At 58.9% G+C, this 25704-nt stretch carries 24 protein-coding genes and 1 riboswitch; of the genes, 12 read left to right on the forward strand and 12 right to left on the reverse strand.

Annotated features, from left to right (window positions below; genetic code table 11):
- Positions 1-311 precede the first annotated feature (311 nt).
- From thiI to MTP37_RS04370, 3 genes are read left to right on the forward strand one after another with little or no spacing between them, the layout of a single operon-like run.
- Positions 312-1511, forward strand: coding sequence for a tRNA uracil 4-sulfurtransferase ThiI (thiI, locus tag MTP37_RS04360; protein WP_005944312.1), 1200 nt, complete (start codon positions 312-314; stop codon positions 1509-1511).
- A gap of 7 nt (positions 1512-1518) precedes the next feature.
- Positions 1519-2838, forward strand: coding sequence for a competence/damage-inducible protein A (locus MTP37_RS04365; RefSeq protein ID WP_249238357.1), 1320 nt, complete (start codon positions 1519-1521; stop codon positions 2836-2838).
- Between the two features lie 24 nt (positions 2839-2862).
- Positions 2863-3786 carry a competence/damage-inducible protein A gene (locus MTP37_RS04370; RefSeq protein ID WP_249238358.1) on the forward strand — a complete coding sequence of 308 codons (924 nt, stop codon included), beginning with the start codon at positions 2863-2865 and terminating at the stop codon, positions 3784-3786.
- 160 nt (positions 3787-3946) lie between these two features.
- Here MTP37_RS04370 and MTP37_RS04375 read toward each other — a convergent pair whose 3' ends face one another.
- The 7 genes from MTP37_RS04375 to MTP37_RS04405 all read right to left on the reverse strand — a co-directional run bounded on the left by MTP37_RS04375 (position 3947) and on the right by MTP37_RS04405 (position 12213).
- Positions 3947-5167, reverse strand: a complete 1221-nt coding sequence (locus MTP37_RS04375) for a M20 metallopeptidase family protein (RefSeq protein ID WP_249238359.1) — start codon at positions 5165-5167, stop codon at positions 3947-3949.
- 77 nt (positions 5168-5244) lie between these two features.
- Positions 5245-8085, reverse strand: coding sequence for a preprotein translocase subunit SecA (gene secA / locus MTP37_RS04380; protein ID WP_249238360.1), 2841 nt, complete (start codon positions 8083-8085; stop codon positions 5245-5247).
- A gap of 209 nt (positions 8086-8294) precedes the next feature.
- Positions 8295-8945, reverse strand: coding sequence for an HAD family hydrolase (locus MTP37_RS04385; RefSeq protein WP_249238361.1), 651 nt, complete (start codon positions 8943-8945; stop codon positions 8295-8297).
- A 65-nt stretch (positions 8946-9010) separates the two neighbouring features.
- Positions 9011-9538: a QueT transporter family protein gene (locus MTP37_RS04390; protein ID WP_249238362.1), complete on the reverse strand. Its 528-nt coding sequence runs from the start codon at positions 9536-9538 to the stop codon at positions 9011-9013.
- A 9-nt stretch (positions 9539-9547) separates the two neighbouring features.
- Positions 9548-9648: riboswitch (PreQ1-III riboswitch) on the reverse strand.
- 328 nt (positions 9649-9976) lie between these two features.
- Positions 9977-10867: a DegV family protein gene (locus tag MTP37_RS04395; protein WP_249238363.1), complete on the reverse strand. Its 891-nt coding sequence runs from the start codon at positions 10865-10867 to the stop codon at positions 9977-9979.
- Positions 10858-11364 carry a tRNA (cytidine(34)-2'-O)-methyltransferase gene (locus tag MTP37_RS04400; protein ID WP_249238364.1) on the reverse strand — a complete coding sequence of 169 codons (507 nt, stop codon included), beginning with the start codon at positions 11362-11364 and terminating at the stop codon, positions 10858-10860. The genes MTP37_RS04395 and MTP37_RS04400 overlap by 10 nt, the downstream gene beginning before the upstream one ends.
- A 12-nt stretch (positions 11365-11376) precedes the next feature.
- Complete coding sequence (locus MTP37_RS04405; RefSeq protein WP_249238365.1) at positions 11377-12213, reverse strand: bifunctional hydroxymethylpyrimidine kinase/phosphomethylpyrimidine kinase; 837 nt, start codon at positions 12211-12213, stop codon at positions 11377-11379.
- A 186-nt stretch (positions 12214-12399) separates the two neighbouring features.
- On the opposite strand from MTP37_RS04405, the gene MTP37_RS04410 reads away from it, so the two are divergent.
- On the forward strand, positions 12400-12606 hold the full coding sequence (locus MTP37_RS04410) for a hypothetical protein (protein ID WP_249238366.1): 207 nt from the start codon (positions 12400-12402) through the stop codon (positions 12604-12606).
- A 51-nt stretch (positions 12607-12657) separates the two neighbouring features.
- Here MTP37_RS04410 and MTP37_RS04415 read toward each other — a convergent pair whose 3' ends face one another.
- The 5 genes from MTP37_RS04415 to MTP37_RS04435 form a co-directional block, all read right to left on the reverse strand.
- Entirely contained in the window at positions 12658-13131 is a 474-nt protein-coding gene (locus MTP37_RS04415) for a pilin (protein ID WP_249238367.1), read from the reverse strand.
- A gap of 265 nt (positions 13132-13396) precedes the next feature.
- The gene (locus tag MTP37_RS04420) at positions 13397-14950 is read right to left on the reverse strand and encodes a 4Fe-4S dicluster domain-containing protein (protein WP_249238368.1); all 1554 of its coding nucleotides are present in this window, start codon (positions 14948-14950) and stop codon (positions 13397-13399) included.
- Positions 14951-15200: 250 nt separating this feature from the next.
- Positions 15201-16496: a tRNA (N(6)-L-threonylcarbamoyladenosine(37)-C(2))-methylthiotransferase MtaB gene (mtaB, locus tag MTP37_RS04425; RefSeq protein ID WP_249238369.1), complete on the reverse strand. Its 1296-nt coding sequence runs from the start codon at positions 16494-16496 to the stop codon at positions 15201-15203.
- Between the two features lie 156 nt (positions 16497-16652).
- Entirely contained in the window at positions 16653-17087 is a 435-nt protein-coding gene (locus MTP37_RS04430; protein ID WP_249238370.1) for a twin-arginine translocation signal domain-containing protein, read from the reverse strand.
- Between the two features lie 186 nt (positions 17088-17273).
- Complete coding sequence (locus tag MTP37_RS04435) at positions 17274-17696, reverse strand: twin-arginine translocation signal domain-containing protein (protein ID WP_249238371.1); 423 nt, start codon at positions 17694-17696, stop codon at positions 17274-17276.
- Between the two features lie 230 nt (positions 17697-17926).
- Here MTP37_RS04435 and MTP37_RS04440 point away from each other — a divergent pair, with 230 nt between their 5' ends.
- The 8 genes from MTP37_RS04440 (at position 17927) to plsY (ending at position 25682) form a co-directional block, all read left to right on the forward strand.
- Positions 17927-19165, forward strand: a complete 1239-nt coding sequence (locus tag MTP37_RS04440; protein WP_249238372.1) for a D-alanyl-D-alanine carboxypeptidase family protein — start codon at positions 17927-17929, stop codon at positions 19163-19165.
- Between the two features lie 213 nt (positions 19166-19378).
- Positions 19379-20710: a glucose-6-phosphate isomerase gene (locus MTP37_RS04445; RefSeq protein WP_249238373.1), complete on the forward strand. Its 1332-nt coding sequence runs from the start codon at positions 19379-19381 to the stop codon at positions 20708-20710.
- A gap of 51 nt (positions 20711-20761) precedes the next feature.
- Positions 20762-21166: an ATP-binding protein gene (locus tag MTP37_RS04450; RefSeq protein ID WP_249238374.1), complete on the forward strand. Its 405-nt coding sequence runs from the start codon at positions 20762-20764 to the stop codon at positions 21164-21166.
- A gap of 144 nt (positions 21167-21310) precedes the next feature.
- Positions 21311-21811 (forward strand): YceD family protein, encoded by a 501-nt coding sequence (locus tag MTP37_RS04455; RefSeq protein WP_249238375.1) that lies wholly within the window; start codon positions 21311-21313, stop codon positions 21809-21811.
- A 26-nt stretch (positions 21812-21837) separates the two neighbouring features.
- Positions 21838-22017, forward strand: coding sequence for a 50S ribosomal protein L32 (gene rpmF, locus MTP37_RS04460; protein WP_005920250.1), 180 nt, complete (start codon positions 21838-21840; stop codon positions 22015-22017).
- Positions 22018-22166: 149 nt separating this feature from the next.
- On the forward strand, positions 22167-23492 hold the full coding sequence (locus MTP37_RS04465) for a DUF512 domain-containing protein (RefSeq protein ID WP_396344073.1): 1326 nt from the start codon (positions 22167-22169) through the stop codon (positions 23490-23492).
- A gap of 156 nt (positions 23493-23648) precedes the next feature.
- Positions 23649-24992, forward strand: coding sequence for a ribosome biogenesis GTPase Der (der, locus tag MTP37_RS04470; RefSeq protein ID WP_249238377.1), 1344 nt, complete (start codon positions 23649-23651; stop codon positions 24990-24992).
- A 27-nt stretch (positions 24993-25019) separates the two neighbouring features.
- Positions 25020-25682 (forward strand): glycerol-3-phosphate 1-O-acyltransferase PlsY, encoded by a 663-nt coding sequence (gene plsY, locus MTP37_RS04475; RefSeq protein WP_249238378.1) that lies wholly within the window; start codon positions 25020-25022, stop codon positions 25680-25682.
- Positions 25683-25704: the final 22 nt, after the last annotated feature.

Raw genomic sequence — 25704 nt, forward strand, 5'->3', positions numbered from 1 at the left:
GCCATGTTTAGAGGAAGGATCATTCTGATTAGGGCGTTTGTCGTGCCCTGCGGGGCACTCCAAACGCATTTTTACAGAAGGGGTCCGGACCGGCAGATGCAGCAAATTGTTTCTCTGCATTTTTGTCAGGATACTTTCGCGAATAGGAGGATGGATGCCGCTGACCGTTACGACCCTGCCCGTGAAAAAGTGTTCTGGAAATGACCGCAGTCATTTCCAGAACACAAGTATAAATATTAAACTTTCCGCTGAGAATGGCCAGAGCGCAAGCGGCGGCCATGTTAAATCGTAACCTAGGAGATACAACATTTATGCATGAAATCATTATGGGCTATCAGGGTGAGATGTCCCTGAAAGGCCTCAACCGCAACCAGTTCGAGTCGGCGATGATGAAGATCCTGCGCTACCGGCTCAAGACCGTGGGCAAATTCAAGGTCTACTGCACTCAGTCCACCTTTTACATGGAACCCGAGGAAGAGGATGTGGACATGGATCTTGCCTTTGACCGGGTGAGCAAGGTGTTCGGCCTTGCGGCACTCAGCCGCGCCGTGGTCTGCGACAAGGACTTTGACACCATCTGCCAGACCGCTGAGGATTACCTCGGTGCCAGCCTGCATGGCATCCGCACCTTCAAGGTGGAAGCGCGCCGCTCCGACAAGACCTACCCCATGACCAGCCCTGAACTGATGCGGGAACTGGGTGCCTATCTGCTGGGCAAACACAACTACCTCAAGGTGGATGTGCATAACCCGGATTTTAAGGTGATCGTAGAAATTCGTGATTACGGTGCCTACATCCACGGCCCCAAGGTGCCCGGTGAGGGCGGCCTGCCCGTGGGCACCAGCGGCCGTGCACTGAACATGCTGTCCGGCGGCATCGACAGCCCGGTAGCGGCATACCGCATGGCTAAGCGTGGTCTGGCTCTGGACCACATCCATTTTGCGTCTCCGCCGTACACTTCGGAGCGCGCAAAGCTCAAGGTGAAGGCACTGGCGCAGCTCACCAGCATCTATACGGGCAGCTCCAATCTGTTCGTCGTGCCCTACACCAAGCCGCAGGAGTACATCCGGGATAATGCTCCGGATGTGCTGTTCACGGTGCTGATGCGCCGCAGCATGATGCGCATTGCCAACGTCATTGCCAAAAAGCAGGGCTGTGAAGCCCTTGTTACCGGCGAGAGTCTGGCTCAGGTGGCCAGCCAGACCGTCAAGGCCCTGCAGTGCACCGATGCTGCGCAGGACCTGCCCATCCTGCGCCCGCTCATCGGCATGGACAAGACCGAGATCGTGGAGACGGCCCGCCACATCAACACGTTTGAGACCAGCATCCTGCCCTATGAGGACTGCTGTACCATCTTCACCCCGCCGCATCCGAAGATCCGCCCGGAGCTGGCCGAAATTCTGGAAGCCGAAGCCGCCATGCCCGGCCTTGCCGCGCTGGAAGCCGAAGCTGCAGAGAGTGCCGAGCGCATCCGCATCCGTATCACCGATCAGGTAGAATTTGAGGGTTGATTTATCCATGACAGCAGAGATCATCAGTGTGGGTACCGAGCTGCTGCTCGGCAACATTTTGAACACCAACGCCCAGTATCTGAGCCGCGAGCTGGCGGCACTGGGCATTACGGTCCAGCGCGAGAGCACCATCGGCGACAACCACGACCGTCTGGCAGATTTTGTCAACGAAGCAAAGCAGCGGTGCGACCTGCTGGTGTTTACCGGCGGGCTTGGCCCCACCGCAGACGACCTGACCAAGGAGACGGTTGCTGGCTGCTACGGTGACATGCTGGCCTTTGACCCGGAAGAATGGCAGAAGATCGTGAATTTCTTCACGCGCACCGGGCGCAAGACCACCCCCAACAACCGCAAGCAGGCCATGGTGCCGGCGCACGGCCACAAGATCATCAATAACCACGGCACTGCCCCCGGGGCATGGTTCGAGCAGGATGGCCATTGCGCCGTGCTGATGCCCGGTGTGCCTCACGAAATGAAGGCCATGTGGGAGGAGAGCGTGCGCCCGCTGCTGCTGGCCCGCCAGAACTGCACCCTGCATTCCATAACGCTGCGGGTGCTGGGCGGTGAAAGCGATATCGAATACCGTGTGCGGCATCTGCTGGAAAATGCAAATCCCACCGCCGCCATCTACTGCAAGACCGGCGAATGCGAGATCCGCATCACGGCCCGGGCAGAAAACGACAGTTCAGCCGAAAAAATGTGCCGCGCATACGCCACAAAGTTCTATGATCTGCTGGGTGATGCGGTGTATGATGAGGATGTGACCGGTCTGGAAGAGACTCTGGTGCACACCCTGAAGGAAAAGGGGCTCACCATTGCCACGGCAGAAAGCTGCACCGGCGGCATGATTGCCCAGCGGCTGACCAATGTGTCCGGTGCAAGCGAGGTGTTCGGCTTCGGCTTTGTCACCTACTGGGAACAGGCCAAGGCAAAAATGGTAGGTGTGGAACCGGCAGTCATTGCAAAATACAATGTGGTGTCTGCCCCTGTGGCGGCACAGATGGCGCTTGGCGCGGCAGAAGCTGCCGGGGCCGATATCGCTGTCAGCGTCACCGGTCTGGCAGGCCCCAACGGCGGCGATGCCGTCCGTCCGGTGGGCACAGTGTATCTGGGTGCGGCCTGCGGCGAGACCGTATATGTGAAAAAGCTCTTCGTCTCCCGCCCCGACCGTGCGCTGGTGCGTGCCCGCGCGGCACAGATGGCACTGGAACTGGCGCTGCGTCTGGCTCAGGGCAAAGTTCCTGCAGATACACAGGCACTGGCAAAAAGCGACCGGCATGACGCTGCGGCTCTGACGGCACTGGACAGCACCTTCCTCAAGGGTTAATACGAGCGGCCCCGGGCCGCGGGGGTGAAGCAGTTGATACACGAAGAAAAAACGCAGACCACCTGTGTGCTGCGTCTGTTTGGCGCACCGCTGTGGACGGTGCAGCAGGCAGCACAGCAGGCAGACATTGCAGCTCGATGCCGTGGCCGTGGGGCAGAGGTGCTTGCGGCCCTGCAGGCCGAAACGCCTGCCGGGCTGGAAAAGGCCCGCAAGGCCCTGAACGGCCGCTTTGCGGCAGAGCTCTATGGAGAAGGGGAGATGACCCTTGTTCATGCAGCGGTGCAGGCGCTGGAAACGCACCGCAGGCTGCTGGTATGCTGTGATGCGGACGCAGGCACCCTGCTGGAAGCCCGGCTGGAAACGGTGCCGGGTGCGGAAAAGGTGTTCGACTTTGGAGCTTTGAGCTATGCGGACGCAAAGATCCGGGAAAAGCTGAGCGCCAGAACCTGCCGCGTGAAAGGCGGGCCCATTCCGGCAAAACTGGCCCGTGTGCAGGCGGCACAGCGTCTTGTGGGCGCAGATCTTGCCGCCGGGTGTGTGGAGCGCGCCGAGGACACCGTGCTGTTTCTGGGCAGCCGCAGGGGCTGCTGGGTGCGCACAGTGGCGAATACGGACGCACCGGCCCTCTGGCTGCTGGACATGATCCGTCGTGCTGCATCCGGTCTGCCGCAGGCGGCGGGGACAAGCTGGCAAAAATACGGCAAGGCGGTCCCGGCGGATGTGCTGACGGCGCGGTCGCTGCCGGATAAGCCGGAAAACACCGCTCCAGCAAAGCCGCCCCGCAAACGGCACAGGGTGCGGAATGCCCTGATTTTTCTGCTGGTTCTGGCACTGGCCGCGTTTGCCGCCGCGTGGTATTACACCGGCGGCGACCTGACCGCCCTGCCCCAGAGACTGCAGAGCCTTGGTGCCGACAGCCTGCCCCACGCGGGGGCAAAGCTAATATAAAAAAGACCCCGGAGGGTGCGAACCTTCCGGGATCTTTTGTTTATAAAGGCGATTTTTTAAGAGATGCAGTGTGCTGCTCCGAACCCATCCGTGAAAAAGAACCTCCGGAAAATCCGCAGATTTTTCGGAGGTTCAAATAAATGATAAATTTTCCGAATGGTTATGCCTTGTGGTCGCTCAGCCACCGCAGAGCCATATAAACATAGGCCGCAGAGCCCTCGTACAGCACGCTGTCGTCAAAGCGCACCTTGGGGTGGTGCTGGCCGTAAACATAGCCCTCCTTGGCATTTCCGGCGGAGAGGAACATGCTCACGGTAGGCACTTCATGGCTGACAAAGGCAAAGTCCTCGCTGCCGCCGCCGGGCTTGCCGCCGGTGAGGGCGGTCATGTCCATGGCACCCCGGCCCAGCAGTTCGGTCATATAGGTGAGCGAATCTTTGGCAAGGGGCGTGTCCACCACCATACAGGGGCAGTGGTCGCTGAATTCCACCTCGGCGGTGCAGCGATAGGCTGCCGCCACGCCCTGCGCGATCTCGGTCATGCGCTGGTGAATCTGCTCACTGACTGCGCCCTCGGGGTCTACCGTGCGGATGGTGCCCCACATATCGGCAGAATCCGGGATGACGTTGGAGGCCTTGCCTGCCTCGAACCGGCCCGTGGTGAACACGCCGAACTTGGCGGGGTCCAGCTCACGGCTGTTGATCTCCTGCAGGGCAATGTGGATGTGGGCCGCTGCAGTGATGGGGTCGATGCAGGCGTTGGGCATGGAGCCGTGGCCGCCCTTGCCGTGGACGGTGATGTGGTACTGCTCGCAGCTTGCCATGGTGATGCCGCCGCCCGGCACCAGCACCGTACCCACCGGCAGGGGCATCCCGGCCAGAACGTGGAACATCACCGCGGCGTCCACCTTCGGGTTTTCCAGCAGGCCGTTTTTCAGCATGTCCAGCGAGCCCTGAAAAATCTCCTCGGCAGGCTGGAACTCCAGCTTCACGGTGCCTTCGATTTCGTCTTCGTGGGCCTTCAGCAGCTTTGCTGCGCCCAGCATCATGGCGGTGTGCATATCGTGGCCGCAGCCGTGCATCCTGCCCGAGATCTCGGAAGCAAATTCCTCACCGGATTCTTCCTGAATGGGCAGGGCGTCCATGTCGCCGCGCAGCAGGATGGTCTTGCCGGGGCGCTTGCCGCCTGCCAGCGCGAGAACGCCGCATCTGCCGCAGTCCTGCGGGGCATAGCCCATTTCGGTCAGGGCCTTTTCCACCAGCGCTTTGGTCTGCGGCAGATCAAAGCCCACCTCGGGGTGGCGGTGCAGGGTGCGCCGCCATTCGCGCAGCTGGGGTTCCAGCTCTTTTGCGGCGCTGAGCAGTTCTTCCGGTGTGATCATTTCAAAATCAACTCCCTCTTATTTTATAAAGAAAACCCTCTCGGGCATTGGCCGTGACGGAGAGGGCTCTTTATTACTTAGTTCTCGTCCGTCGGGGTGCCTTCCGGATGATATTTGGCACAGGTGCACTTTTTCCACTTCAGGCCGCTGCCGCAGGGGCAGGGGTCGTTGCGGCCGATCTTGATCACCCGCACAGGCTGGCCGTGGGGTGCACCCTTGGCACCGGGAGCGCCGTTGCCGGGCACAAAGCCTTCGCCGGTGGGCTTTGCCACCTGTTCACGCTTGGGGGCGGCACCGGCCTGACGGATCTCGATGGACAGCAGCATCTTCACACTGGACTCACGGATGGAATCCACCATCTGGTCGAACATGTCAAACCCTTCGATGCGGTACTCCACAACAGGATCCTTCTGGCCGTAGCCGCGCAGCGCGATGCCCTGACGCAGCTGATCCATGTTGTCGATGTGATCCATCCACATGCGGTCCACGCACTTGAGCAGGCAGATGCGTTCCAGCTCGCGCATGACCGGGGCACCGTAGCGCTGCTCCTTGTCGGCAAGGATCTTCATGCCGCGGTCATACAGCATATCGGCAATGCTCTGACGGGAGATATCCTCAAAGTCGGCCACATCATAGTGCAGGTCGGCGTCGGTGGTCAGCCAGCCCAGATAGTGGCGGCGCAGGGCACCAAAGTCCCAGTCGTCCTTCACATCACCGGCCAGGAACTGGGCGCAGCTGGAATCGATGTTCTCCCGCAGCATCTTGTGCATCTCGGTGCTGATGTCCTCGCCGTCCAGCACCTTGCGGCGCTGGCCATAGATGATCTCGCGCTGCTGGTTCATCACGTCGTCGTACTTCAGCACGTTCTTGCGGATCTCGAAGTTGCGGCCTTCCAGCTTTTTCTGGGCGCTTTCCAGCGTGTTGGTGATCATGCGGTTCTCGATGGGCGTGTCCTCGTCGATCTTGAGGGTGTCCATCAGGCTGGAGACGCGGTCACCGCCGAATAGGCGCATCAGGTCATCTTCCAGGCTCAGGTAGAAGCGGGAAGCACCCGGGTCGCCCTGACGGCCGGCACGGCCCCGCAGCTGGTTGTCGATGCGGCGGCTCTCGTGGCGCTCGGTGCCGATGATGAACAAACCGCCTGCAGCACGCACTTCCTCGGCCTCGGCATCGATCTGGGGCTTGCACTGGGCGTACAGCTCATCAAAGCGCCTGCGGGCCGCAAGGATGTTGGCGTCCTCGGTGTCGCCGTGGCCGTTTGCTTCGGTCAGCAGCATCTCCACCGCTGCCGGGTCGGCGTCCTCGGGCTTTTCGGGATTCAGCAGGTTCTCACAGAAGTGCTCCTTGCGCATCTGGGCCTTGGCCATGAACTCGGCATTGCCGCCCAGCATGATATCGGTACCACGGCCTGCCATGTTGGTGGCGATGGTGATGGCACCCTTTTTACCGGCCTGCGCCACGATCTCGGCCTCGCGCTCGTGGTTCTTGGCGTTCAGCACATTGAAGCTGCGGGTGTACTTCTGCAGCATTTTTGCCAGCGTTTCGCTCTTTTCCACGCTGACCGTACCCACCAGCACGGGCTGGCCCTTCTGGTGGCATTCCAGCACCTGCTGGATAACGGCATTGTATTTGCCGTTGACCGTCTTGTAGATGGCGTCCGGATAATCGATGCGCTGACGGGGACGGTTGGTGGGCACCGTGACGATGTTCAGGCCGTAGATTTCGGTGAATTCGGTGGCCTCGGTCTTGGCGGTACCGGTCATGCCGGACAGCTTTTTGTACATGCGGAAGTAGTTCTGGAAGGTGATGGTGGCCAGCGTTTTGCTCTCGGCAGCAATCTTTACGCCCTCCTTGGCCTCGATGGCCTGATGCAGACCCTCGTTGTAGCGGCGGCCGATCATCAGACGGCCGGTGAACTCATCCACAATGATGACCTGACCATCCTTGACCACGTAATCGATGTCCCGCTGCATCACGCCGTAGGCCTTGATGGCCTGATCGATGTGATGGGCAAGGGTCATGTTCTCGGCGGCGGCAAGGTTCTCGACCTTGAAGTAGGCTTCCGCTTTCTTGATGCCGCTGGCAGTCAGGGTACAGGTCTTGTGCTTTTCGTCCACGACGTAATCACCGTCTGCCTGTTCATCGGTGGACACCTTATCTTCCAGCTCCACCACTACGCTCTTGCGCAGGGTGCGCACAAAGCGGTCCACCTGCGTGTACAGGCTGGAGGAATCCTCGCCGCGGCCGGAAATGATCAGGGGAGTGCGGGCTTCATCGATCAGGATGGAGTCCACCTCATCGACGATGGCGAAGGCATGGCCGCGCTGCACCATGTTGGCTTTATAGGTCACCATGTTGTCGCGCAGGTAGTCAAAGCCGAACTCGTTGTTGGTGCCGTAGGTGATGTCGGCGGCGTAGGCGGCACGGCGTGCATCGCCGTCCATGCCCTGTGCGATCAGGCCGACGCTCAGACCCAGCCAGCGATAGAGCTTGCCCATCCACTCGCTGTCGCGCTTGGCAAGGTAATCGTTGACGGTGACAACATGCACGCCCTCGCCGGTGAGGGCATTCAGGTAGGCGGGCAGGGTGGCAACAAGGGTCTTGCCTTCACCGGTCTGCATTTCGGAAATATCGCCGCGGTGCAGGGCGATGCCGCCGATGATCTGCACGGGGAAGTGCTTCATGCCCAGCACGCGCCATGCGGCTTCGCGGCAGACGGCAAATGCATCGGGCAGGATATCGTCGGTGGTCTTGCCGTCGGCCAGCTGCTGTTTGAAAGCGGCCGTCTGGGCCTGCAGCTCAGCATCGGACAGGGCGGCATATTTGCCTTCCAATGCAAGCACCTGCTTGGCGATGGGGTTGATCTTTTTCAGCTCCCGATCGGAGAAGCTGCCAAAGAGTTTTTCAACAAGGGACATTGGTAACACCTCATAGATCAAATTCGGGAAAAGGCTTCCCGGAGATAGACATAACAATACTACTATATGATACACCAAAGCGGCAGACGCGTCAAACCTGCAAGGTTATTTTAGCCGGTTTTTGAATGAATTTTCTGTAAATTTGCGCTGGCAGGAGGTTCATAAAAGGAAAAGACCACCCGCTTCATCAGCAGGTGGTCCGTTTTGATTTACAGTGTTTCCAGCAGCTGTGGCAGCTGGGCCAGATCGTCGATGACGTGGGGGCATACCGCTTCCAGCCGTTTGCGGGACTGATGCCCGCCGGTGTAGAGCACACACCCTGTGCCCAGTGCAGCGGCAACCTCGGCGTCGTGCTGCGTATCGCCGACCATTACGCAGGCGGCAGGGTCGATGCCGCTTTGGGCAAGCCAGTTCCGGCCCACCTGCACCTTGCTGACGCCATAGATGTCTGCAAGGCCGAGCAACTCGGTAAAATAGCCCTGCAGGCCCCGCGCGGCCACCTGCTCGATCAGGTAGTCCCGGCGGGAGGCAGACAGCACGCTCTGCCGCCAGCCCCGGCGCGAAAGCTCGGCCAGCGTCTCGGCAGCGTGTGCAGAGGGGGGACAGGCATCCACGCCTGCGTTGTAGTGCGCCATAAAGCACTCGGCCAGCTCCGGATAGGGATGTCTGGCAAAGTCGAAGCCGGCGCGGATGTAGTATTCCTCAATGGGAAAACCGAAAATTTCCCGGTAGGTGGCAAGATCGTACCGCTGCGGATAGCCGTGAGTCTCCAGCATCCAGTTGAGACAGCCGTGGGTAAAGTCCAGATCATCCATCAGGGTGCCGTTCCAGTCCCAGAAGATCATACCGTTTGCCTGCATGGAAACCTCCGATTTTTAAAAAGCCGTTTTCCGCGAACGGATCAGCGCGCTGCGAAAACAGCGGCTTATTCTGCTGCAAAGAGCTCGTTCAGGGCCTTGCTGCTCTCGATGATCTTCACCAGCAGCACACCCAGAACGGTGCAGCTGATGAGCTCGCCGATGCCTACGGAGATGCCGTTGGTGATGCAGGCCAGCCAGATGGGAGCGCTGGAGGTGGGGTCCGGGAACATGACGGCGATCTCAATGCCGATGATCACTGCATTGAACAGCACCGGCGGCAGGGAAGCCGCCACAGCCAGACCCTTGAAGCGGATGTTCCGCAGCTTGTAGGTGACAAGGCAGGCCAGCAGGGTGGCAAGGGTGCCGAAGATGACATCCACGATGGTGGAGCCCAGCAGGTTTGCCAAAAAGCAGCCCAGTACCACACCGGCAATGTACTCGGCACCGAACACCGGCAGCAGGCAGAGCGCCTCAGCCACACGCACCTGTACCGCACCATAGGAGAGCGGCTGCAGGGCCATGCAGAGCACAACATAAATGGCTGCGACCACGCCGCAGCGCACCAGTTTACGGATAGAAGGATTCTGATTCATGATATAATACTCCAGCGGGATGATTTTGACCGCACAGGGCCGCCAGCCCCTGTGGGTTTGGCCCGGCATGGTTCGAGATACACCGGGGAGCCTAAAATCCTAAGTTGCTCTGAAAGGATGCTGCGCAAAAAGCACAGCAGAAGGCAGTATAGCATAAAATCAGACGGAATGCAATGGGAAGAGGACGATTGAAAACGCCCTCCGCATTGTTTTGGGCATATTCGGCGGAAAGAAATCTTTTATTTGCAGTTTCAAAACTGCCTTTTCACGGGAAAGGCCGCAACGGTGAACAGGCGCTGAAAACTGCCGATTGCCTTTGCGACCCCTGCTGTGAAAATGGGGTTCAGGAAAGTCCGCAGACTTTCCTGAACCCCAAAATTTTAAATGATGATTCCTCTGAATGTGGCCGGAGCGCAGCGGCGGCCATTTCAGATGGTTTTACCCTCTGGGATGGCCGGTATACACCAGAGCCACCGTGTCGGGGCCGGTGTTGGCGGAAACAACGCCGCCCAGCTCAAACACCAGCAGCGGCGGCTTGCCAAAGGCCTTGCGGCAGGCCTTTTCCAGATCCGCTGCCTGCGGGATGTTCGTGTGGCCGATCATATAATCGAAGTCCTCTACGCCCTCGCAGCGCTGTTTGCACAGCTCCACCATGGCGGGCACCACCTTGTCATCGCCGCGCACCTTGGCTTCCACCCTGGTCTTGCCGTCGATCAGCGTAATGATGGGACGAATGCCCATCAGCTCGCCCATGACGGCGGCAGCGGCAGAGATGCGTCCGCTCTTTTTCATCTGCTTCAGGCTGTAGGGTCCCAGAATGACCTCCATGCAGTCCATCTGGGTCTCGAACTCATGGATCACATGGCTGATCTCTGCGCCGTTCTTCAGCTTGCGGGCCATTTCGCACAGATACCAGCCGAACACCATGGAATAGGTGTGGGGGTCCAGCAGATGGATCTTCAAGTGGTGCTCCGGGCGCTCTTCCCGCAGCATCCCCTGCGCCATGAGTGCGTTGTTATAGGTGGAAGAGCCGGATTTGTTGATGGGAACATGGATGACGTCGGTATAGCCCTCATCCACGTACTGGCAGTATTTTTCACAGAACTGGATGGGGGTGATGGCGGCAGTGGAGGGCACGCCCTTAGCGGCACGCATCTTATCGTAGAACTCGGTGTTGGTGCAGCTCTCACGCTCGATATAATCCACATCATCCAGCAGGATGTGGAAGCTCATGATGTCAATGCCGTATTTTTCGGCCATCTCCTGCGGGATATCGCAGGAGGAATCGGTCAGGATCGCGATCTTGCTCATAATTTCCCTCATTTCCATTGGTAATCTCGTAAATGTCCGTGGTCCAGAAGCTCCGGAAAGTCCCACTGGCGCAGCACCTCGTATACGCCCACAGCCACGCTGTTGGAAAGGTTCAGGCTGCGGCAGGTGTCCCGCATGGGCATCCGGATACAGTGCTCCTGATTGGCCGCAAGCAGTGCTTCCGGCAGGCCGGCGTCCTCGCGCCCGAACACGAGATAGCTGCCGTCCGGGTAGCTCACATCGGTGTAGCGCTGGGGTGCCTTGGTGGTAAAATAGTAATAGGGGCCGCTGTTTTTGGCAAAGAACTCGTCCAGACTGTCGTAATAGCTGATGTCGAGGTAATGCCAGTAGTCCAGCCCCGCGTGCTTGAGCTTTTTGTCATCGATGGCAAAGCCCATGGGGCCCACCAGATGCAGGCGGCAGGCCGTGCAGGCACAGGTGCGGGCCACGTTGCCGGTGTTCTGCGGGATGCGCGGCTCCACAAGAACGATGTTCAAAGTCGGTTTTTCGTTCATGGATCGGTCTCCTTATTCGGTCACGGACACAGGGCACAGGCGCGGCAGCAGCGGCTCGAACCAGACGCCAAAGCGGGTATCCTGTGCGGCGGGAGTGCTCTGGATGGAAAGTGCCACGAACTCGGCGGCGTTGTCGGCGGCGGCACTCAGGGCGTTGCCCTGCAGCAGCGAGCCGATGAGCACGGCACCGTACAGATCGCCGGTGCCGGGAAAGCTGCGGCTGATGTGCAGCTTTTTGACCAGAAAGCGGTCTCTGCCGCTGCCTGCGCAGCCGATGTACTTGCCCAGCGGCAGGCCGGTGACGACAGCCCCCGGGGCCAGAGTGGTCAGTTCGTCGGCCAGAGCCTGTGCAGCCTCGTCGGTGAGCGGCTCGGTGCACGGCTCACGCTGCAAAAGCAGCTGCGCCTCGGTGTAGTTGGGCAGGATCAGGTCTGCGGACTGGCACAGCGCGCGGATGCGGTCGATGAGGGCAGAGGTGACGGTGGAATAGGCCTTGCCGTTGTCGCCCATCACCGGGTCCACCACCTTTTTGGCAGCGGGCCAGTACGCAAATGCTTTTTCAGCCAGCGCTACCTGTGCCTCGCCGCCCAGATAGCCGGTATAGATGCAGTCAAACTCCACACCCAGAGCGTGATAATGCTCCAGCGCCTGCTGGCCGTAGGCAGAGCCGTCCAGCCGTGCAGGGGTGCCCAGACCGCCCGTGTGGGTGGAAAGCACTACCGTGGGCAGGGCCACCGGCTGCACGCCCATGACCGACAGCACCGGCAGGATGACCGCCAGACTGCAGCGGCCCATGCCGGAAAGATCGTGGATGCAGAGAACTTTTTTGGGTTCAACAGGGTGTATCAAATAAGGGGACCTCCTTGCCAGTATGCAGTACGGGCTGCGGCCGGTTTGGGCCGGGCACACAGACCCATAATAAATTTCACGACACAGTATACCACAAATTTCTGCATAAAAAAAGCGGATACCAGATACTTTATTGGAAATAATAACGCCGGAGACCGGATCTTTTCACCGAAAGGAGCTTTGAAGATGAAACACGAAACGAACAGTTCTTCCGGGATGCTGCTGGGGATGGCGGCCGGCGCGGCACTGGGTGCCGTGGGCGTGATGGCTGCCACCCAGAACCAGCGCCAGCTGCGCCGCACCACCCGCAAGGTGGTGAAAGGCGCGGAAAACGCCGTTTTGCAGCTGGACAAAATGGTGGGGGACTTTGTGGAAAAGCACATGGAAGGGTAAAAAACAAAGAACGGCGTTCCGGACGGGACGCCGTTCCTTGCTTTGAAAAGCTCATTTGTTCCAGATGCACATGCGGGCCGAAGTATTGATCTCGCCCAGAACGCTCAGATCCATCTGGATGTTGCAGGTCACGGTAAGGGACTTGTTGACATCGTCACCGGTCAGCACCGAGGCGGGCAGGTTCTTGATGGTGAGCACGCCGGTGCCCTTGGACACCTCGCCGGTCACAGCGCCGGTATAGTTCACATCGCCGATGGTCAGGCCGGTCAGGTAACCGGTGACGCCCATCTTGCTCACCTGCCGGATGGGCAGGGTGAGGGTATAGGTGCCGTTGGACTGGCGGGTAAGGCTGGCATCGCGGTCCGTGTCGATGCCGGAGTTGGCCATGGATTCCTTATCGGATCTTTCCTTCCAGAATTTAACGCCCACGTTCAGGGTAGCAGCAGCGCTGGCACCAAAGGTGAACATGCACAGCAGCAGTACCGAAAGCAGGGCGGCGCTTACGCGTTGACAGGTCTTAGTCATGGATATCTGCCTTTCTTTGCCGCAAAGGCGGCCTTGTCCGGCACACGAAATACCGGAATTTTCAATGCTAAAATAGCATGGACGTGCAAAAATGTCAATCTGCTTCGTGAACCTTTCACAAAAACGTTGCACATCAGAAACAAAAAACAGATGTTTTTGACCTGCTGGTTCCTATGCTGCAGGCAGCCCGGTCTTTTACCGGGAAAACACAACACCGGACAGCCCGCAGGCCGTCCGGTGTTGGAACCTGAAAAACTAGTTCGGCTTAGACCTCAAAGTTGGGGTCGTCCTTCAGCACATGAATGTTGGTCATAAAGGCGCTCTGCTCCGGGTCAGCGAAGGGAGCTTCCTTGACGTACTTGTTCAGCTGGATGGCCGTACGTGCGGGGTCGGCAATGGTGCCTGCGCCGCCGATGCAGCCGCCCGGGCAGCCCATGCCTTCCAGCAGGTAGCCGTTGTACTTGCCGGCCTTTGCCAGCATCAGCAGCTTCTTGCACTCGGCCAGACCCTGTGCGGATGCGATCTTCACATCCATATCCGGGTGCCATTCCTTGATCTTATCGGCAACGGCCTTTGCCACGCCGCCGGACTGTGCAAAGCCGCGGCCTGCAGCGGAAGCGTGGATCAGATCCTGCTCGTTGGGATCGACTTCCAGATTTGCCACGTCGATGTCCTTTGCCTCGATGATGCCGGCCAGCTCCTCAAAGGTGAGCACGAAGTCCACATCCGAGCGGACGGTGCGGCGGGAAGCTTCCAGCTTCTTGGCGGCGCAGGGTCCGATGAAGCACATACGGGCTTCGGGGTCGGCCTTCTTCATCATGCGTGCAGTGAACACCATGGGGGTCATGGTCATGGAGATGTTCTTGGCCAGATCCGGGAATGCGGTCTTTGCCATCATGCTCCATGCCGGGCAGCAGGAAGTAGCCATGAAGTTCAGCTTTTCGGGCACTTCCTCCAGGAAGTCGTGGGCCTCGTCCACGGTGCACAGGTCGGCACCGATGGCAACCTCCACCACATCGCAGAAGCCGACGGCCTTCAGGGCAGCCTTGAGCTTGCCGGTGGAAGCCAGACCCGGGAACTGGTTGACAAAGGCGGGAGCCACCAGTGCATAGATGTGGTCGCCGCGGTTGAAGCCCTGGATCAGCTGATAGATCTGGCCCTTGTCCGCAATGGCGCCGAAGGGGCAGTTGACCAGACACTGGCCGCAGGAAACGCACTTGCTGTAATCGATCTCGGCACGGCCCAGCTCATCGGAGTGGATGGCACCCATGCCGCAGGCAGCGGCGCAGGGACGCTCGGTCTTGACGATGGCGTTGTAGGGGCACACGCCGACGCAACGGCCGCACTTGATGCACTTGTCCTGATCGATGGTGGAACGGCCGCTCTCCCATGTGATGGCCTTCTTGGGGCACACTTCCATACAGGGGTGGGCAAGGCAGCCCTGACACAGGTCGGAGACCTTGACCAGCTTTTCCGGGCAGCGGTTGCAGGCAAACTTGATCACGTTCACCAGCGGGGGATCGTAATACTTATCGGCGATGGATGCATCCTCCAGACCGGAGACGACACTGTTGTGCTCGTCCATGCGGCGGGTGGGCAGACCCATGGCCAGACGCACACGCTCCTCAACGATGGCGCGCTCCAGGAAGATGTCCTTGCGCAGCTTGCCTTCCTCACCGGGGATGATGGTGTAGGGGATCTTGCGCATCAGGTGGTTGGCCTGCTCGCCCTTGACGTTGGCGTAAGCCATGCGTGCCACCTCGGTGAACACCTGACGGCGGATCTGGATGACCGTGGTATTGATTCCTCTGAAACTCATTCCAATTCTCTCCTTGCTTTGCTAAAAACAAACGGGCTGCACCCGGCTGTCGGCAGCGTTCTGCCGCGCAGGGCGGGCGTGTTACAGGGCACATTGGTAACGCACTGCTGCAAACAGCGCTGTGCCCGGGATGATCCACTTTCATTTTAGCATAAAGCGTGCCGGATGAAAAGGGATAAAACGCAAAATTTGTTAAAAAATTGTTGTATCTGTCCTCGTGTACAGAATCAACAATTTTAATCGCGTAAACTCAGCAAAGTGCTGCACGGACGCGCTCGCCGTCGTATTCGCCCAAGCGTACATGCACGATCTCGCCGCTGACATGGCCGGGGGCGGACACCACCACCGGGATGTACAGCCGGGTGTAGCCGGTGAACAGGGTGCCGGAGAGGGGAGTCTCCAGCAGCACATCGTCCTCGGTGCCCACATGGGCGGCCAGCACCTCGCGGCGCACCTCCTCGGCGATGCCGTTCATCACGCGGCTGCGCTCCTGCTTTTCCCGCTCGTGCACCTGCTCCGGGAAATCGTAGGCCGGGGTGCCGCTGCGGCGGGAGTAGGGGAACACATGCACCTTGAGAAAGCCGATCTTTTTCAAAAATTCGCAGCTCTCCTCAAAGTCGGCCTGCGTCTCGCCGGGGAAGCCGCAGATGCAGTCGGTGGTAAAGCTGACCGGGCGCGCACCGTAGGCGGCGCGGATCTGGTCCACCACCTGTGCGTACTGCTCGGCGGTGTACACACGGCGCATCCGGCGCAGGGTGGCGGTGCAGCCGCTCTGCAGGCTCAGGTGGAACTGCGGGCAGAGCTTTTCCACGGCGGCAAGGCGGGTGATGAACTCCGGCGTGAGCATATCCGGGTCCAGACTGCCCAGACGGATGCGCTGGATGCCCTCCACCTGAGCGCAGTGCTCCACCAGCTCCACGAGGTTGGTGCCGGTGTCCAGACCGTAGCTGGGCAGAGAGATGGCGCTGAGCACCACCTCGCGGTAGCCGGAAGCGGCCAGCTGGCGCAGCTCGGCAAGGATGCTGGCTTCGCTGCGGCTGCGCACCGGGCCGCGGGCCCGGGGGATGACGCAGTAGGCGCACTGGCGGTTGCAGCCGTCCTCTACCTTGATAAAGGCGCGGGTGTGGGTCTCGAACCGCTCCACGGGCAGCTCCTCAAATTTTTCGCCGCGCTGATGAGGCGTGATGGCAACGATGCGCTCGTGGCCGTCCAGCAGCTTTTGCACATTGTCCAGAATGGCTTTGCGGTCGCCGTTGCCGCACACAAGGTCGGCCTCGGTGAACTGGGCGGCTTCCTCCGGAAAGGCCTGCGGGTAGCAGCCGGTGAGCACCGTGACCGCGCCGGGGTTCTCGCGCTTTTTGCGGCGCAGCCACTTGCGGCTTTTCTGGTCGCCGAAGTTGGTTACGGTGCAGCTGTTCACGATGAACACATCGGCCGGTTCACCTTCCTGCGCAATGGTGAAGCCGTTGGCGCGGAACAGCTGTTCCAGTGCGCCGGTCTCGTTCAGGTTGACCTTGCAGCCAAGGGTATAAAAACAAACTCGCATGAGAGGGTATCCTTTCGACTAAAAACGGGGTGATGCTTGCAATACTCTTTATTATATATCACAGCGGCCATGCAGTGCAAGAGCGGATATGCGCAGGCGGGGCAAAACAAAAAGAGACGGGCAAATGCCCGTCTCTCATGGGATGGCGTGGGAAAATCAGCCGTTGGTAGAGGTGGAAGTCTTCTTCTTCAGCACAGCGCTGATAACGTAGACCTGCTTGCCGTTTTCAACGACCTTCTCGCCCTTCTCATTCAGCTTAAAGGTGATAGTAGCGGTATCAACCTCAACATCCTTTGCACCGGGGATATCAGAGAGCAGCTGAGCACCATTCAGCTGGTTCTGAACAGTGCTCTTGCATTTAGCATCGTCGTTGGAGTACAGATCGGAGTGGCCGGGAACAGCGTTAGCAAACTTGTTCTCATTCAGCGCTTTGATGAGTGCTTTATCGATGCCAGAGCCTTCCTTAGCGGAATAGACAACACCGGTGGAGAAGAGATTGTTGACGCTGCAGCCGGTGAACATGGAAGCACCTGCAACAGCAACAGCGGACAGACCTGCGACCTTCAGGAAAGAACGACGAGACAGAATCATGGTAGTATCCTCCTAATAAATAAAAATCATTCCACAAATTGAAGCAATACAGCCCGGAGTGGGCTATTCCACCTTTAGTGTAGCGTTTTTGGTAAAAATAGTCAAGCGTTTTTGCGTAAGACGACCAAAGTTAAGCACAAACAAAAAGAGACAGACCGCAAAGCCTGTCTCCTGAAGAAATACAGTTTATGCGTTTTCTTTGACCTTAAAGGTAAAGGTGATGGTGTGCGCGGTGGCAGTGCTCTTGACCGTGGGCTCGACATCAGTGACCATTTTACCATCCATCTTATAGTCCTTTGCCAGCTCGGCAGTGATCTTCTTTGTAACTTCTTCGCTTTCAGACCAGCCCTCGACATCCTTCAGCAGATCAAGGAAGAACTGCTCCTTGGACTGGACGGTCTTTTTACCATTCTCCCACATCTTGCCGCCTGCCTTGACATTGGCCTCAGTGCCGGTAAAGGCGTAAATTTCACCGGTCTTTTCCTCCTGATAAACAATGGTCAGGTTGGGGGTAAAGACGGTTGCGCAGCCGGTCATGGAAGCGGAAACTGCAACAGCAGCAGTGGACAGAGCGGCGAGCTTCAGGAAAGAACGACGAGAAATGTTCATTGGTAGTATCCTCCTACAATGATTCCACAAGTTTTAAAGCAATGACCCTCTTGGGTTCATCTACAATTTACACGATATGAGGGGCAAAAGTCAAGTCTTTTTGGGAAAAATGCATGAGAAATCCCTGAAAAGATGCCGCGGGATGCTGCATGGGGCGAAAACACGGCTTCTAAAGCGCCCGCTGTCCGCATACTCTCTCACCAAGAGACATTGCGCAGGGAGGGACCGGAATGGAGCGAAAAAACTTGGCGCTTTTGTGCGCGGGGGTGGTGTGCTTCTGGCTGTTTGCGCTGGCCTTTGGCACGGCACAGGGCGGCGGCCTGCGTCGGCAGAGCCCGGCGGTGCAGACGGCGGTGCAGCCGCAGGGGCCGGTGCAGCTTACCGCAGAGCCGCCTGCGCTGGAACTGCCCTGCCGCGCCGCCTGTCTCATCGACCAGCAGACCGGCACGGTGCTGTACGAAAAGAACGCCGACCAGCAGATGCCCATTGCGTCCATCACCAAGGTGATGACCCTGCTGCTTACCTTTGAAGCGGTGCACAACGGACAGCTGACCATGGACACGCCGGTGCCGGTGAGCGAGCACGCCTACCACATGGGCGGCAGTCAGATCTGGCTGGAGCCCGGCGAGCAGTTCACGCTGGACGAGATGATAAAAGCTATCTGCGTGTCCTCCGCCAACGACGCCGCTGTGGCTGTGGCGGAGCTGGTGGGCGGCAGCGAGCAGGGCTTTGTGCAGAGCATGAACGCCCGCGCCGCAGAGCTGGGCATGACGAACACGGTCTTTCACAATGCCTGTGGACTGGACGCCGAGGGCCACCTTTCCACGGCCCGGGATGTGGCGGTGATGAGCCGGTACATCCTGAACACCTGCCCGGAGGTGCTGCACTACACCGGCATCTGGACCGACACCCTGCGGGGCGGTGCCACCCAGCTGGTGAACACCAACAAGCTGCTGCGGCGGTATAACGGCATCACCGGCCTCAAGACCGGCACCACCAGCGGTGCGGGGGTGTGCATCAGCGCCAGCGCCACCCGGGACGGGCTGAATCTGATTGCGGTGGTACTGGGCGCACCTTCCAGCTCCGACCGGTTCGACGCAGCCACCACCCTGCTGGACTACGGCTTTGCGGCCTACCGGGCCGTGCCGCTGCCGGCAGTGGAAGACCAGCCGCTGCTTATAAAGGTAAAAGGCAGCGCGGAGGAGAGCGTGCCGCTGGATTACGCTGCCCTGCCCGGGACCCTGCTGATGCCCAAGGAGGGCAGCGCTGCCCTGACCGCCCGGGCTGATCTGCCGGATGCGCTGGACGCGCCGGTGCAGCAGGGGCAGGCGGTGGGCACGGTGCGTGTCCTGAGCGGGGAAACGCTGCTGGGCGAATACGAGATCCGCGCGGCGGCGGATGCGCCAAAAATGGATTTTGGCACGGCTTTCGGCCTTCTGTGGGACGCGCTGACCGGCCGGGATAACTGAATGCACGCTTCAGCGTACAAAAGGGCGCGGCGGCAGGCTGCATGGAACTGTCTGGGTGAACAATTCTGGATGAAGAAACAAAAAAACACTATTAAAATTGTATGAAATCCAAGGATTTTGACCTTGACTTTGCCCGGAGGGAACGGTACACTTATACCAAGATATTTCCTCGCAGGGCTGAGAACCTGCAAATCGTTTGGAGGTTATAATAAAATGAGTGTCACGTTGAACACCAAGCACCTCTCCAGTTTTATCAGTGAAGAGGAATATGAAGCCATCTACCCGCAGGTAGAGGCCGCGCATAACCAGCTGGAAGCAAAGACCGGCCCGGGCAATGATTTCCTTGGCTGGATGTACCTGCCCCGCGATTATGATAAGGAAGAGTTTGCCCGCATCAAGGAAGCAGCTGCCAAGATCCGCGAGGATTCCGATGTGCTGGTGGTTGCCGGCATCGGCGGCAGCTATCTGGGTGCCCGCGCTGTGATCGAGGCCGTCAAGGGCCAGTTCCACAATGAACTGGAGAACGGCCCCAAGATCTACTTCTGCGGCAACAGCATCAGCCCCACTTACCTGAACAACATCATCAACCTGTGCAAGGGCAAGCGCTTCTCCATCAATGTCATCTCCAAGTCTGGCACCACCACCGAGACCTCTCTGGCATTCCGTGTGCTGCGTGAGCTGCTGGAAAAGGAAATGGGCGTGGAAGAAGCCAACAAGCGCATCTACGCCACCACCGACCGTGCCAAGGGCACTCTGAAGCAGCTGGCCGATGCACAGGGCTGGCCCACCTTCGTGGTCCCCGATGACGTGGGCGGCCGTTACTCCGTGCTGAGCGCTGTGGGCCTGCTGCCCATTGCCGCTGCCGGCATCAGCATCGACGACCTGATGAAGGGCGCTGCCGACTCCATGGAGCGTTTCTCCGTGCTGGGCAAGGACAACGATGCCTACAAGTACGCTGCCATCCGCAACATCCTGTACCGCAAGGGCAAGAGCGTGGAGATCCTGGAGTGCTACGAGCCGGACTTCGCCCTGATGAACGAGTGGTACAAGCAGCTGTTCGGCGAGAGCGAGGGCAAGGACAACAAGGGCCTGTTCCCCGCAAGCTGCATCTTCTCCACCGACCTGCACTCCATGGGCCAGTTCATTCAGGAAGGCTCCCGCACCATGTTCGAGACCATCGTGGATGTGAAGAAGCCTGCACAGGATCTGTTCATCGACCCGCTGGAAGGCAACTTTGACGGCCTGAACTTCCTGGCAAACCAGAACATGAGCGTTGTCAACCGCAAGGCCATGGAAGGCACCATTCTGGCACACACCGACGGCGGCGTGCCCGAGGTGCTGATCGAGGTGGACGACTTGACCGCCTACAATGTGGGCTACCTGATCTACTTCTTCTGGCGTGCATGTGCATGCAGCGGCTACCTGCTCAGTGTCAACCCCTTCAACCAGCCGGGCGTTGAGAGCTATAAGAAGAACATGTTTGCACTGCTGGGCAAGCCGGGCTACGAGGGCCTGACTGCCGAGCTGGAAGCAAAGCTGAAGTAAATGACAATGATCTCCCGCCGCAAGGCGTGGAAAATACAGGAGGACTGAACTATGATTAAACTGATTGTTGGTACCAAGGGCTCCGGCAAGACCAAGGCTATGATCGACCAGATCAATGATGCGGTCAAGACCTCCAAGGGCAACGTGGTCGTCGTTGAAAAGGGCATGAAGCTCACCTACGACATCTCTTCTTCTGCACGTCTGATCGATCTGGACGAGTACAAGATCTCCGGCGGCGAAATGCTGTACGGCTTCATTGCTGGCCTGATGGCAAGCAACTACGATATCACCGACCTGTACATCGACGGCATCCTGAAGGTGCTGGATCACGATCTGAACCGTCTGGGCGTCGTGCTGGACGAGATCGCTGCCATTGCAGGCGACAGCGTCAAGGTGACTGTGACGGTCAGCGCTGACGAGGCTGCTCTGCCCCACAACGTGAAGAAATACCAGTGATCTGTTGAATTTCGGAATCTGAACTCTATGCAACAGGCAGAAGACCGAAGAAAAAATAAATTTTTTCGGTTTTCTGCCTGTTTTGGTGTTGACAAAGGGGTGCTTTGGCGCTATACTAACAAAGCAGCCTTTTAGAGGTGTACTATGCAATTTGACCTGAGAAAGTTTATCGCCACCGGCAGACAACCCTATCATGCAGAGTTTCAGTGTGATTTATCTGCTCATGATTATGCCGGGGCAAGGATCCCGGAGCCTGTCACTGCCGTGTTCAACGCAGAGACGGATGGCAAAGAGATCCGGATGACACTGCGGGCAAACGCATCGGTGCACGGAGAGTGCGCCCGCTGCCTCGACCCGGTCGTTCGGGAAGAGACGGTCGATACGGAGTGGACAGTCAAGGAACGGGATCTGGATGATCCGGATTTCGATCTTCCGCTGGACGAAAAAGGCCATCTGGATGTGGACGAATGGCTCAGCCAGGAATTTATGTTCCAGATCCCCACGGTGCTGCTTTGCAGTGCCGACTGCGCCGGGCTTTGTCCCGTGTGCGGCAAAAAGAAGGCGGAATGCACCTGTCAGCCGACAGAGCAGGCCAAAGCTCCCGTAGACACAAGGCTCGCAATCCTTAAATCACTGCTGAACTGATAAACCCATCAAGGAGGTGCAAAAATATGGCAGTACCTAAGAGACATCTTTCCAAGGCCCGCCGCGACAAGCGTCGCAGCAATGTTTGGAAGCTGGAGGCCCCCGCACTGGTCAAGTGCAGCAACTGTGGCTCTCTGAAGCTCCCCCACCAGGCATGTGGCAACTGCGGTTACTACAAGGGCGAGGAAGTCATCAAGAAGGCCTAATTTGCGCGTAATTGGTGGCATAATGGTGTTATGTACAGAAGGGGAGGGCGCATGCCTTCCCCTTCTTGTTCTGTAAAAAGAACGAACTCTCGGCCGTTTGTGCGGAAAAGAGACCTTTTATAAAGGAAAAGGAGGTGGATGCGGTGGCAATGAAGATCGCACGGGTGGACCCCGGCAGCGAAGCGGAAGCGCTGGGCCTTGCTGCAGGCGATGAACTTCTGAGCGTGGATGAGAACGAGCTGAACGATAGTCTGGACTACGATTTCTACACCGACAGCAAAAGCTTCCATCTGAAAGCAAGGGTGGCAGACGGCATCCGCGAGTGGGACGTGCAGCGCACGGAGCGCGGCCCCTTTGGCTGCGATTTCCAGACCTATCTGGGCGACCAGAAGCACTCCTGCTCCAACCACTGCATGTTCTGCTTCATCGACCAGCTGCCTCCTGGAATGCGCGAGAGCCTTTATTTCAAGGACGACGACGAGCGGCTTTCCTTTTTGTTCGGCAACTATATCACCATGACGAACATGCAGGACCACGAGATCGACCGCATCATCAAGATGCACATCTCGCCCATCAACATTTCGGTGCACACCACGAACCCGCAGCTCCGTGTGCGGATGCTGGCCAACAAGCGCGGCGGCGAGGTGCTCAAGTACCTGCCGCGTCTGGTGGAGGGCGGCATTGCCGTCAACTGCCAGCTGGTGCTCTGCCGCGGCATCAACGACGGTGACGAGCTGCGCCGTACCCTGAGTGACCTGTTGGAACTGACCCCCATGGTGCAGAGCATCGCTGCGGTGCCCTGCGGCGTGACGGACTACCGCGAGAAGCTGTTCCGGCAGACGCCCTACGACGCAGCCACCAGTGCCGAGGTCATCGACATCATGGAAGAATTCGGCGATGAGTGCAAGCGCCGCCATGGCAAGCGCATCATCTATCCCAGCGATGAATGGTATCTCAAGGCAGGCAGGCCCATCCCGCCGGAGGAGTTCTACGAGGACTTTGACCAGCTGGAAAACGGTGTGGGAATGATGCGCCTGTACGCTTCGGAATTTCTGGCCGAACTGGAAAAGCCCCACCGCATCTACGGCACCAAAAAGATGGACGTGGTCACGGGCGAAATGGCGTCGCCGCTCATCCACCAGATGATGGCCGAGCTGCACCGCCAGTATCCCATGGTGGAGGTGACGGTGCACACCATCAAGAACAAATTCTTCGGCGGCAATGTGGGGGTGGCCGGTCTTGTGACGGCGACCGATATCATTGCCCAGTGCGAGGGCAGATTGACCAGCGGCACACTGGGTGTGCCCGCCGTGATGCTGCGGGAGGAAAAAGACACCTTTCTGGACGACATCACCATCGACCAGCTGGCCCAGCGCCTTGGCGTGAAGGTGGAGGTGCTGCCCACAGCCGGCGGCGATGAAGCCCGTGCCCTGCTGCGCAGCGGCCTGCACATTGCAAGGAGAAGAAGAGCATAAAAGAAAACCCTCTCCGTCATCGCTGCGCGATGCCACCTCTCCCGAAGGGCGAGGCTTTATGCATCTTTCGGCAGAAGTGATAAAAGCTTCCCTTTTCGGGGAAGCTGGCGCGGCGTAAGCCGTGCCTGAGAGGGTTGTAAGAAAGGAGGAACCCCTATGAGCAAACCGATCGTAGCGGTGGTGGGCCGCCCCAACGTGGGCAAGTCCACCCTGTTCAATAAATTATGCGGCCAGCGCCTTGCCATCGTGGAGGACACGCCGGGCATTACCCGCGACCGCATTTTTGCCAACTGCGAGTGGAACGGCCACGAATTTCTGCTGGTGGATACCGGCGGCATCGAGCCCAAGGCCACCGAGGGCATTCTGGCCCACATGCGGGAGCAGGCCGAGATCGCCATTGACACCGCAGACTGCATCATTATGGTTGTGGATGTGCGCGACGGCCTGACCGCAGCCGACGAGGACGTGGCCCACATGCTGCGCCGCAGCCACAAGCCCATCATTCTGGCCGTGAACAAGTGCGATAAGGTGGGCGAGGCCCCCATGGAGATGTACGAGTTCTACAACCTCGGCTTTGATGAGGTAATGCCCATTTCGTCCGTGCACGGCCACGGCACCGGCGACCTGCTGGATGCCGTGTGTGCCCACCTCGATTTCAGTGAGACCGTGGTGGAAGAGGACCGTATCCCGGTGGCCATCATCGGCCGTCCCAACGTGGGCAAGTCCAGCCTGACTAACCGCATTCTGGGCGAGAACCGCATGATCGTGGCAAACGAGGCGGGCACTACCCGGGATGCGATCGATACCCCGGTGGATAACGCTTATGGCAAGTTCATCTTTACCGATACCGCCGGTCTGCGCAAGCGCAGCAACATCACCGATGGACTGGAGCGCTATATGGTGGTGCGCGCACTGGCTGCCGTGGAGCGCAGCCGCGTGGCGCTGATCCTGGTGGATGCCACCGTCGGTTTTACCGAGCAGGACAGCAAGGTGGCTGGTTACGCCCATGATCAGGGCAAGGCATGCATCATCGTTGTGAACAAGTGGGATGCCGTGGAAGGCAAGGAGACCAACACCATGGAGCTGCAGCGCCGCGGCTATGCCGAGTGCTTCAGCTTTATGGGCTATGCACCCATCATCTTCATTTCCGCTCAGACCGGCTACAACGTGAACAAGCTCATGCAGCTCATCCGGGATGTGGACAGCCAGAACGGTGCCCGCGTGCCCACCGGTGTGCTGAACGAGATGCTGGCCCGTGCAACTGCCCGGATGCAGCCGCCCAGCGACAAGGGCCGCCGCCTGAAGATCTTCTACCTGACCCAGGCATCCACCCGCCCGCCGACGTTCGTGGCTTTTGTGAACTCGAAGCAGCTGTTCCACTTCAGCTATCAGCGGTATATCATCAACCAGATCCGCGAGAACTTTGGTCTGGAGCACACTCCCATCCGTCTGGTCGTGCGTGAGCGCGGCTCCGGCGAAGTGGGCGCAAAGGACGTGTAAGCGCCCGCAAAGGAGGCATCTGTCTTAATGATGAAAACGATCCTGATCGCCGCAGCCACCATCCTGCAGGCGTACCTGCTGGGCAGTGTGGATACCGGTATCCTCGTCAGCAAATTCGTATATCATGACGACGTGCGCAATCATGGCAGCGGTGCAGCCGGCATGACCAACATGCTGCGCACCTTTGGCAAGAAGGCTGCCGCCATGACCGCGACAGGCGATGTGCTCAAGGGCGTTCTGGCCGTGTGCATCGGCCGGTGGCTGTTCCAGCTTCTGCCTGCCGACGCCGGTGTGTCGCCGTATCTGGGCGTCTATCTGGCCGCTATCTTTGCAGTGCTGGGCCATCTGTACCCGCTGTACTTTGGCTTCAAAGGCGGCAAGGGCGTACTGGTGGCAGCGGGTGCCATTCTGGCCATCCAGCCGGTGCTGCTGCCTTTTCTGGCCATTATCTTTCTGGTGTGCCTGATCCCCACCGGTATGGTGTCGCTGGGCAGCGTGACCATGGCAGCACTCTACCCGGTGCTGACGATCATTTACGGTTCCCTGCAGGGCTATGCCGCCGGTGATATGCTGGTGTGCGCCATTGGCTCCGGTTTTATGTCCGGTATGGTGATCTATATGCACCGCGCCAATATCCAGCGCATCCGCGAGGGCAAAGAGTACCGCTTCGGAAAGCACAATAAAAAATAAAGCATCATAAAATGCCCCGCAG

Source organism: Faecalibacterium sp. HTF-F (genome assembly GCF_023347535.1).
In the GTDB taxonomy this organism is placed as follows: Bacteria; Bacillota; Clostridia; order Oscillospirales; family Ruminococcaceae; genus Faecalibacterium; species Faecalibacterium wellingii.